Here is a 10,442-nt window from a genome sequence, read left to right as displayed (position 1 = left end):
TGGCTCGAGGCCGATGCGGTCGAGGTGGGAGCTGGCTTGCCGGCGAATGGGCTGCATGGCAGCCCCAGGCCGTTACGCGGTCTTCTCTTCCAGATGCAGGTACAGGTTGTCGATCAACCGTGTGTTACCCAGGTAAGCCGCCGCAATCACCACCAGGTCTCGATCATCGATCACTGCCGGGCGCAGGCTCACGGCATGACGCACTTCCAGGTAATCCGGCCGGAAACCAGCGGCGGTCAACTGCGCCTGGCCTTCGGCAACCAGCGCGGCAAAGTCCCGTTGGCCACGGCCGATGCCAGCAGCGATGTGCTGCAGCGTGCGGTACAACGCTGGCGCGGCAGCACGCTGCTCAGGCGTGAGGTAACCGTTGCGCGACGACAGCGCCAGGCCGTCCTCGGCCCGCACGGTGGGCTCGCCGATGATCTGGATCGGCATGTTCAGGTCGCGCACCATGGCACGGATCACCGCCAGCTGCTGGAAGTCCTTTTCACCGAACACGGCAAGGTCGGGCTGGACCATGTTGAACAGCTTGCTGACCACGGTGGCCACGCCTTCGAAATGCCCGGGCCGGCTGGCGCCGCACAGGCCTTCGGAAAGGTGGGGCACGCTGACGCGGGTTTGCACGCTCATGCCGTCGGGGTACATCTCTTCGACGCTGGGCGCGAACAGCAGATTGCAGCCAGCCTGGAGCAGGCGCTCCTGGTCGGCGGCCAGGGTGCGCGGGTACTTGTCGAGGTCTTCGTTGGCGCCGAACTGCAGCGGGTTGACGAAGATGCTGGCGACCACGAAATCGGCGCGCTGCGCAGCCTTGGTCACCAGGGCGGCATGGCCGCTGTGCAGGTTGCCCATGGTCGGCACGAAGCCGATGCGCTTGCCTTCACCGCGGGCGCGGGCGACTGCGGCGCGCAGTTCGCGGACGGTCTTGACTGTATTCATGCACTGAACCCGTGTTCGCTGCCTGGGAAGCTGACTTGCTTGACCGCCTCGACGTAAGCGACGAGGGCGCTGTGGATATCCGGCTGGCCTTGCATGAAGTTCTTCACGAACTTCGGTACCCGGCCGCTCAGCGACAGGCCGAGCATGTCGTGCAGGACCAGTACCTGGCCATCGGTGCCGCTGCCTGCGCCAATGCCGATCACCGGGATGGAAACGGCACTGGTGATTTCCGCCGCCAGTTCGCTGGGCACGCATTCGAGCAGCAGCATGGCTGCACCGGCCTGTTCCAGGGCGATGGCGTCGGCGCGCATCTGCCGGGCCTGGGCTTCCTGGCGGCCCTGAACCTTGTAGCCGCCCAGCACGTTGACAGTCTGCGGGGTCAGGCCCATGTGAGCGCATACCGGCACGCCACGCTCGGCCAGCAGGCGGATGGTCTCGGCCAGCCAGGCAGCACCTTCGATCTTGATCATGTGGGCGCCGGCCTGCATCAGCGTGGCGCTGTTGGCAAAGGCCTGCTCCGGGGTGGCATGCGCCATGAACGGCAGGTCGGCGAGGATCAGCGCGCCGTCGTTGCCACGTTTGACGCTGGCGGTATGGTAGGCCATGTCCGCGGTGGTCACCGGCAGTGTGCTGTCGTGGCCTTGCAGGACCATGCCCAGCGAGTCGCCCACCAGCAACACTTCGACACCGGCCTGGCTGGCGGCCTTGGCGAAGGTCGCGTCGTAGCAGGTCAGCATGGTGATTTTTTCACCCTTGGCCTTGAGGCCATTGAGGGTGGTCAGGGTTACTTCAGGCATGTAGGAAATTCCTCGTTCAGGCGCTGTAAGAAACGACTGCATTCAACGCGTGTAGTCATCTTCCGGAGCGGCACATCATCGCGCGTGATGTTCGGGCACAGGTCCGTCCGGGCCTAAATACGGGTATGCGGCACTTTGGTGCCACACGGGACGCCTATAGTCGTGAGCGAGGTTGGGGAAGTCAATCACCCTGTTACCGCATTGTTACGATCAGGGTGTTACTGGCGTTACCGCGCCAGTGTGCAAGGCTGGAACGCCCGGTTTACAGGCGTTCCAGGCCGACGAACGGACAGTCGTCGAGCAGTTGCGCGAGGGCGCGGCCGTCGGCCAGGCGGAAATCGCCCGGTACCAGTTCCGCCAGCGGGTACAGCACGAAAGGCCGGGCATGCATGTGGTAATGCGGCACTTTCAGGCGCGGCTCATCGAGCACTTGATCGCCGAACAGCAGGATGTCCAGGTCCAGTGTGCGCGGGCCCCAGCGTTCCTTGCGCACGCGGCCCTGTTCGTTCTCGATGGCCTGCAGTGCATCGAGCAGGGCCAGCGGTGGCAGGGCAGTGTCCAAGGCGGCGACGGCGTTGGTGTAGCGCGGCTGGCCGGGCAGCAGCGAATCGCTGGTGTACAGGGCCGAGGCCGCCACCAGGCGCGTGGCTTCGACCTGGTCGAGGGCCTGCAAGGCGCTGCGCAGCTGCTCGGTAGGTGCGTCCAGGTTGCTGCCCAGGCCGATATAGGCGCGGGTACTCACTCGAACGCCTCGTCGCCACTGCGCTTGCGCTTGCCACCGCTACGCTTGCGTTTGCGCGGGCCGGCGCCTGTGCCTTCGTCACGGCTGCCCAGCTCGCGGATCATCTCGCGGCGCTCGCTGTCGTTGGCATCCTGGTAGTCGGTCCACCACTGGCCGAGGTCGTCGGTTTCTTCCCCGGCGCTTTCGCGCAGCAGCAGGAAGTCGTAGCCGGCACGGAAGCGCGGGTTGTCCAGCAGTATGTCGGCGCGCTTGCCGCTGCGGCGTGGCAGGCGCTCCTGCATGTCCCAGATCTCGCGGATCGGCAGGGTGAAGCGCTTGGGGATGGCGATGCGTGCGCATTGCTCGGCGATCAGGTCGTGGGCCGCACCGTTCATGGCCGGGATCGGCGGCACGCCCTGGTTCTGCAGGTGCAGCACGCGGGCCGGCAGGGCTGGCCACAGCAGCGCGGCGAAGAGGAAGGCCGGGGTTACCGGTTTGCCTTGCTTCACGCGCAGGTCTGTGTTGTTCAGCGCCTGGCTGATCAGCGTGTGGGTGTAGGTCGGGCGCTCGTCCAGGGCATGCGAACTGGCCGGGAACAGCGGCTCGAACAACTGCAGGTCGACCAGCATCTCGAAGACGATGGCGCCCTGGCCGGAGAGGAACAGCTTGAGGCTCTCTTCGAACAGGCGCGCTGGCGGAATCTCGCGCAGCAGTGGGGCCAGCTCGCGGATCGGCTGGACCGTGTGCTTTTCGATGCCGAAGTCGAGCTTGGCGGCGAAACGCACCGCGCGCAGCATGCGCACCGGGTCTTCCTGGTAGCGGTGGGTAGGGTCACCGATCAGGCGCAGCAGGCGGTTGCGAATATCGTGCACGCCGTTGGCGTAGTCGAGGATGCGCTCGCTGACCGGGTCGTAGTACAGGGCGTTGATGGTGAAGTCGCGACGTTGCGCGTCCTCTTCCAGGGTGCCGTACACGTTGTCACGCAGGATGCGGCCACTGGCATTGTGCGACGAACGGTGGCTGTCGCCCTGGTCGTCTTCCGAGTGGTGGGCGCGGAAGGTGGCGACTTCGATGATCTCACGGCCGAAATGCACGTGGACCAGCTTGAAGCGGCGGCCAATGATGCGCGCGTTGCGGAACTCGGCACGAACCTGTTCGGGGGTGGCACTGGTGGCGACGTCGAAGTCTTTCGGCGTGATGCCCAGCATCAGGTCGCGGACACAGCCACCGACCAGGTAAGCCTGGTAACCGGCGCTCTGCAGGCGTTCCACGATGTTCACCGCATGGCGGCTGAACTGGTGGCGTTGCAGCGAGTGCTGGCTCTTGTTGATCACCTCAGGCGTGGTGCGCCTGTGGTGCGGGCCCGGTACGGGCGGGCGGAACGACTGGAACAGCTTCTTCAGCATGGGATGCACTGTTTGAAGGAATGTTCGGCCAAGAATAGGAGAATGGCCGCATGATGGGCGGGGATTCTAGCATTTACTCAAGGAATGGTGTAGGCGGGTAGCAGGATGCCTGCCGGAAGGGTAGAAACGACAAGGGGAGCCTAAGCTCCCCAAGAAGTCGTTGCGTGCTCTTATTGTTTTTTTGCTGGGCTTCTTGTTTTTGTTGAGTGCCCTGTCCACAAATCTCGAAGCTTGTGGACGACCCCCAATCCAGGGGTTAAGAGCAAACGGATTGCTTTGGTCGCTGATGTCACGTTGATCTGTCGATCCAACCAGTTCAGGCGCTGCTTTTTAGTGCAGTTTTTATTGTTCTCTGCCTGGTTGTGGGGCAAGCCCCAAACACGCATCCTCTCCAAAAGAATCAGTTAGCTGCGCCTCCGCCGTCTTGTTTTTATTGTGCGTGAGCCGTTTCGTCTTGTTCTTATTCTAAGTTGCAGTGCTTGTTATTGTTCTTGTACCAGACATATAGCAGGTGCCGTGCCAACTTTTGCAAACCCAGTAAAATCAAGGGTTTGGAGGTTGTGAGCAGTTTTTCAGCGGTCGAAAATGTCGAAATTTCGTTACCGTACGCCTCGGGAACTGTTACGGCGGAAAGCTTGGGTAACAGATTTTTGCGGGGGCTGATGTGTTACCTGGGGTGTGTGCGCTGGCTTTGCCGGCCCTTTCGCGGGCACGCCAGCTCCCACAGGGGTTGCACCACCCTTTAGGGCAGTGAAATTCCTGTGGAGCGGGCATGCCCGCGAAGGGGCCGGAGAGGTTGTAGATAGGGGCAGGAGGAGCCTCCCGCCCAGGCAGCGCGGTTACTCGCTGGTAGCGTTGCTCTTGCGCCGCGGGATACCCAGGCGCTGGCGGCGTTCCCACAGGCATTTGCGGCTGACCCCGAGCTTGCGGGCCAGTTCGGTCTCGGTCATGTGGTCCTGGTGCTCGAGCACGAAGTGCTGGAAGTAGTCTTCCAGCGACAGGTCCTCGGTCGGCTCATGGCTGGCATTCGCCGAACTGGCCACGACCAGGGCGTTGTCGAGGATTTCGTCCTCCTCCAGGTCGCCCAGCTCGATGTCGATGCCCAGCAGGTCGGCGGAAATTTCTGCGCTCTCGCTGAGGATCACCGCGCGCTCAACGGCGTTTTCCAGCTCTCGCACGTTACCCGGCCAGCTGTAGTGACGAATGGCCTGCTCGGCTTCGGCCGAGAAGTGCAGGTCGTCGCGGCCGATGCGCGCGCTCTGGCGGGCGAGGAAGGCGCTGGCGATCTCGTTGACGTCGCTGCCTCGCTCGCGCAGGGCAGGCAGTTTCAGGGCGATCACGTGCAGGCGGTAATACAGGTCTTCACGGAACTGGCCGGCCTTGGCCAGGTTTTTCAGGTCGCGGTGGGTCGCGGCGATCAGGCGTACATCGACCTTTTGCGACTGTACCGAACCCACCCGGCGAATCTCGCCTTCCTGCAGCACGCGCAGCAGGCGGGCCTGGGCTTCCAGCGGCAGTTCGCCGATTTCGTCGAGGAACAGGGTACCGCCATCGGCAGCTTCCACCAGGCCAGCGCGCCCGGCGCTGGCGCCGGTGAACGCGCCTTTCTCGTGGCCGAACAGCTCGGACTCGATCAGTGTCTCGGGGATGGCGGCGCAGTTCACCGAAATCATTGGTGCCTTGGCCCGACGCGACAGGTTGTGCAGGGCGCGTGCGACCAGCTCTTTACCGGTGCCCGACTCGCCCTGGATCAGCACGTTGGAATCGGTGGGCGCGACCTTGCGGATCTTGCTGTACATGTCCTGCATTGGCGGGCAGGAGCCGATGATGCCGATTTCGCCATTGGCGGCTGCCGCGCTGCCTTTGTCGGCCGGGGCGGCCTTGCCATTGGTGGCGCGTGGCTCGGCCGCCGGTGCGGCAGCCGGGGCGTTCTGCCGGTCGCGCAGGATACGCGCCACCGCTTGCAGCATCTCGTCGTGGTCGAAGGGCTTGGCGATGTAGTCCACCGCGCCCATTTTCATCGAGTCTACCGCCGAGCGCAGGCTGGCGTAGCTGGTCATGATCAGCACCGGGGTGCCCTGGCCGAGCTTGATCAGCTCGGTGCCGGGCGCGCCTGGCAGGCGCAGGTCGCTGACGATCAGGTCGAAGGTGGCAATGCTGAAGCGTTCCTGGGCTTCCTGCACCGAGCCGGCTTCGCTGACTTGGTACTGGTTCCGTTCGAGCAGGCGACGCAAGGCCGAGCGGATGATGGTTTCGTCTTCGACGATCAGAATGTGCGGCATTGATTCAATTCTCTCGACGGTCTCGAATTTCAGGGGACGTCGCTACGACATGCCGGGGCAGGGTCACGCGGATCCGGGTGCCACGTTGCCGTTCGATATCGGCCGGGCTGTCGATGGTGATTTGCCCATAATGCTCTTCCACGATGGAATAGACCAGAGCGAGCCCCAGTCCGGTTCCTTCGCCCGGGTCCTTGGTGGTAAAGAAGGGTTCGAACAGGCGGTCCATGATGTTTTTCGGGATCCCGCTGCCCTCATCCTCGACGATCAGGTCGACGGTGTGCTCGCTGACTTCGCTGCGCACGCGCACGGCGCTGCCGGGAGGCGAGGCGTCGCGGGCGTTGGAGAGCAGGTTGATCAGCACCTGGGCCAGGCGCTGCGGGTCCCCTTCGGCCCAGTGCTCCGGGTCGCATAGGTTGAAGAACTGTACTTCGAAATTGCGCCGGTTCAACGCCAGCAGACCGATGGCGTCCTGCGCCACTTCGGCCAGGCATACCGGCTCTTCGCTGTTCTGGTGGCTGCCGCCGGCATGGGCGAAGCTCATCAGCGACTGGACGATGCGCGATACCCGCTTGGTCTGTTCGAGAATCTGGCTGGACAGCTCGATGATTTCGCCATCGCCCTCACGCTCCTCGCGCAGGTTCTGCGCCAGGCAGGCGATGCCGGTGATCGGGTTGCCGATCTCGTGCGCCACGCCGGCGGCCAGGCGGCCGATGCTGGCCAGGCGTTCGGAGTGCACCAGCTTGTCTTCCAGCGCCTGGGTTTCGGTAAGGTCCTCTACCAGCAGCACCAGGCCGCTGTTGCCCGGGGCCAGCGGTTCGTCGATGGCCGCCTTGTGCAGGTTCAGCCAGCGCGGCTGGCCGTCCAGCGCCAGGCGCTGCTTGTGCAGGTGTTCGTCGGGCACGTTGATGAAGCCTTGCAGCAGGCCGCGCCAGGGTTCGCTGATGGTGACCAGGCGCGAGCCGACCACGTGCTTGGCAGCGATGCCGGTGAGCTCTTCCATGGCCTTGTTCCACATCAGGATTTCCTGGTCCTTGGCCAGCGAGCAGACGCCCATGGGCAGTTCCTGCAGGGTCTGGCGGTGGTAGCGGCGCAGGGCGTCGAGCTCGGCGGCCAGGCCGGTCAGGCGCGAGTGGTAGTCTTCCAGGCGGCTTTCGATGAAGTGGATGTCCTCGGTCACGTAGTTTTCGTTACCGGACTTGTACGGCAGGAAGGTCTCGACCATGTCCTGGGCCACGCTCGGCCCCATCAGGCCGGACAGGTTGGCCTCGATACGGTCGCGCAGGCGGCGCAAGGCATAGGGGCGGCGTTCGTCGAATGGCAGGTAGAGGTCGCGCAGAGCCTGTTCCACTTCCTTCTGTGCGGCCTTGGCGCCCAGCGGCTTGGCCAGTTGGGTGGCGAACTCCTGTGGCGAGGCGGCATGCAGCTCGCGGCGTTGCGGGCGGCGCACGTTGTCTACCGCGCAGGCTTCGGCGGCGCTGACCTCTTCGTTGCTGGCGTTGGTGAACAGTGAGATCAGGGTGAACAACAGCACGTTGGCCGCCAGCGAGGCGATGGCCGCCATGTGCCAGCTGGTGTCGTCCAGCACGTAGATCATGTCCAGCAGCGGGATGTAGAAGCCCTGCAGGTTGCCCAGCAGTGGCAGCAGCATGGTCACCATCCACACCAGGGTGCCGGCCAGCAGGCCGGCGATGAAGCCACGGCGGTTGGCAGTCGGCCAGTACAGCACCGACAGCACGCCCGGCAGGAACTGCAACGTGGCCACGAAGGCGACGATGCCCAGGTTGGCCAGGCTCTGGTGGTTGTTCTGGGTCAGGTAGAACATGAACCCGGCGGTGATGATGGCGACGATCAGCGCGCGGCGGGTCCACTTCAGCCAGCGGTAGATGTTGCCTTCGGCCGGCGGCTGGTACAGCGGCAGCACCAGGTGGTTGAGGGCCATGCCCGACAGCGCCAGGGTGGTGACGATGATCAACCCGCTGGCGGCCGACAAGCCGCCGACGTAGGCCAGCAGCGCCAGTGCCTGGTTGTTGGCGGCAAGCCCCAGGCCCAGGGTGAAGTACTCGGGGTTGGTGGTGGCGCCCAGGCGCAGGCCGGCCCACAGCACCAGCGGCACGGCCAGGCTCATCAGCAGCAGGAACAGCGGCAGGCCCCAGCTGGCGCTGACCAGAGAGCGCGGGTTGAGGTTTTCGGTGAAGGCCATGTGGTACATGTGCGGCATGACGATGGCCGAGGCGAAGAACACCAGCAGCAGGGTGCGCCATGGGCCTTCCTGCAGCGGCGTATGCAGAGCCGCCAGGGCGGTCTGGTTCTGCAGCAGCCACACTTCCAGTTCGTGCGGGCCGCCGAACACGCCATACAGGGCGTACAGGCCGATACCGCCCAGGGCCAGCAGCTTGATCACCGACTCGAAGGCGATGGCGAACACCAGCCCTTCGTGCTTTTCGCGTGTGGCGATGTGCCGCGAGCCGAAGAAGATGGTGAACAGGATGATCAGCGCACAGAAGGCGAAGGCCACCCGTGCCTTGACCGGCTCACCGGTGAGGATGCTGATCGAGTCGGCCACCGCCTGGATCTGCAGGGCCAGCAAGGGCAGCACGCCGATCAGCATGATGATGGTGGTCAGCGCCCCGGCCCAGGTGCTGCGGAAACGGAACGCCAGCAGGTCGGCCAGCGAGGACAGCTGGTAGGTACGGGTGATCTTGAGGATCGGGTAGAGCAGCACCGGCGCCAGCAGGAACGCACCGGACACCCCCAGGTAACAGGCAAGGAAGCCGTAGCCGTACTGGTAGGCCAGGCCCACCGATCCATAAAAAGCCCAGGCACTGGCGTACACACCCAGCGACAGGGTGTAGGTCAGCGGGTGGCGAATGATCGAGCGCGGGATCAACCCCCGCTCGCTGATCCAGGCCACGCCGAACAGCACCATGAGGTACGCGGCGCTGATCAGGATCATCTGGGTCAGGCTAAAGCTCATCGGCATCTCGTTGGCTCTGCAGGATGAAGGTGACGACGATCAGGATCAGCCAGAGCAGGTAAGGGCGATACCAGGCTCCGGTCGGTTCGATCCACCAGTCCATGATGGCCGGGGAGAACAGGTAGATCCCCACGACCAGAAGCAGGACCAAACGATAGATGTACATGCTGGCCTCGATGGTTGGGCGCTGCGGGCTTGGACTTATTATTGGCGCAAATGGCTGGGCGGATGCTAGCGGGAATCCATAGGGTTCGCCAAGAGGTTGAATTTATTGGGCTTTTGTTTTTGAGGGGTGGGTTGCCTGTGCCGGCCTCTTCGCGGGCGCGCCCGCTCCCACAGGTAAACCACAAATCTTGAAGGTGGTGTAGTTCCTGTGGGAGCGGGCGTGCCCGCGAAGAGGCCGGTAATGCCTCAGCGCAAATCAGCCTCTGGCACTGTGGCCCGCTGCGCAATCGCCTCGGGCCGCCACTGCTTGCGAGCTACCGCCAATACCTCCGCCGGCGTTGCCAGCAACAACTCGGGGTCTGCTTCCTGCCCCAGCGCCCGCAACGCCCGCAGCAACAGCGGTGTCGCCTGGTCCGCCTGCAGCGGCGGCGAGCGGTACGACTTGCCCAGCTTGTGCCCGTCCGGCTGCACGATCAGCGGAATATGCAGGTAACGCGGCTGCGAAAAGCCCAGCAACTCTTGCAGGTACAGTTGGCGCGGGGTGTTGTCGAGCAGGTCGGCGCCACGCACGATGTCGGTAACACCTTGCCAGGCATCGTCCAGTACCACCGCCAGCTGGTAGGCATACAGCCCGTCGCGGCGCTGGATGACGAAATCGCCCACTTCACGCCCCAGGTGCTGCTGGAACTCGCCCTGCACGCGGTCGGTAAAGCGGTAGATCAACTCTGGCACGCGCAGGCGGATCGCCGCGCCTTCCCGAGCATGCCCGGCGTTGCGGCAAAGGCCCGGGTAGATGCCGTTGTAACCCTCCAGCTGCTTGCGCGAGCAGGTGCAGGCGTAGGCCAGGCCCATGTTGAACAGGCGGTCGACCACCGCGGCATAGGCATCGTGCCGCTGGCTCTGGAACACCACTTCGCCGTCCCACTCCAGGCCGTAGCGCTCCAGGGTCTGCAGGATCGCATCGCGAGCACCGGGCATTTCCCGAGGCGGGTCGGTGTCTTCCATGCGCAGCAGCCAGCGGCCGTTCACGGCGCGGGCATCGAGCCAGGAGGCGAGGGCTGCGACCAGCGAGCCGAAGTGCAGGAAGCCGCTGGGGGTGGGGGCGAAACGCCCGATGTAGCTTGATTCGGTCATGGTCAGGCTGGGCATATAAATGAAACG

8 protein-coding genes are annotated in these 10,442 nt (G+C 64.2%); all 8 read right to left on the bottom strand.

Features of this window, described 5'->3' with window-relative positions; translation table 11 throughout:
• Positions 1–72: 72 nt before the first annotated feature.
• The 8 genes from panC to gluQRS all read right to left on the bottom strand — a co-directional run bounded on the left by panC (position 73) and on the right by gluQRS (position 10,415).
• A complete protein-coding gene (gene panC / locus B2790_RS00370) occupies positions 73–936 on the bottom strand; it encodes a pantoate--beta-alanine ligase (protein WP_025340691.1) in 864 nt (287 codons plus the stop codon).
• Complete coding sequence (gene panB / locus B2790_RS00365; RefSeq protein ID WP_025340690.1) at positions 933–1,733, bottom strand: 3-methyl-2-oxobutanoate hydroxymethyltransferase; 801 nt, start codon at positions 1,731–1,733, stop codon at positions 933–935. Before panB ends, panC begins: the two co-directional genes overlap by 4 nt.
• A gap of 262 nt (positions 1,734–1,995) precedes the next feature.
• Positions 1,996–2,475: a 2-amino-4-hydroxy-6-hydroxymethyldihydropteridine diphosphokinase gene (gene folK, locus B2790_RS00360; protein ID WP_286918014.1), complete on the bottom strand. Its 480-nt coding sequence runs from the start codon at positions 2,473–2,475 to the stop codon at positions 1,996–1,998.
• Positions 2,472–3,860, bottom strand: coding sequence for a polynucleotide adenylyltransferase PcnB (locus tag B2790_RS00355; RefSeq protein WP_286918013.1), 1,389 nt, complete (start codon positions 3,858–3,860; stop codon positions 2,472–2,474). The genes folK and B2790_RS00355 overlap by 4 nt, the downstream gene beginning before the upstream one ends.
• An 839-nt stretch (positions 3,861–4,699) precedes the next feature.
• Entirely contained in the window at positions 4,700–6,142 is a 1,443-nt protein-coding gene (locus B2790_RS00350; RefSeq protein ID WP_013974271.1) for a sigma-54-dependent transcriptional regulator, read from the bottom strand.
• A gap of 4 nt (positions 6,143–6,146) precedes the next feature.
• Positions 6,147–9,122 carry a sensor histidine kinase gene (locus tag B2790_RS00345; RefSeq protein ID WP_025340687.1) on the bottom strand — a complete coding sequence of 992 codons (2,976 nt, stop codon included), beginning with the start codon at positions 9,120–9,122 and terminating at the stop codon, positions 6,147–6,149.
• On the bottom strand, positions 9,106–9,282 hold the full coding sequence (locus B2790_RS00340) for a hypothetical protein (protein ID WP_003250005.1): 177 nt from the start codon (positions 9,280–9,282) through the stop codon (positions 9,106–9,108). Before B2790_RS00340 ends, B2790_RS00345 begins: the two co-directional genes overlap by 17 nt.
• Positions 9,283–9,527: 245 nt before the next feature.
• The gene (gluQRS, locus tag B2790_RS00335) at positions 9,528–10,415 is read right to left on the bottom strand and encodes a tRNA glutamyl-Q(34) synthetase GluQRS (RefSeq protein WP_286918012.1); all 888 of its coding nucleotides are present in this window, start codon (positions 10,413–10,415) and stop codon (positions 9,528–9,530) included.
• Between the last annotated feature and the right edge of the window lie 27 nt (positions 10,416–10,442).

Source organism: Pseudomonas sp. UBA6753 (assembly GCF_002453565.1).
Classification (GTDB): domain Bacteria; phylum Pseudomonadota; class Gammaproteobacteria; order Pseudomonadales; family Pseudomonadaceae; genus Aquipseudomonas; species Aquipseudomonas putida_Z.
Note: the sequence above shows the minus strand (reverse complement) of the source record. Positions and strands in the feature narration are given on the sequence as shown.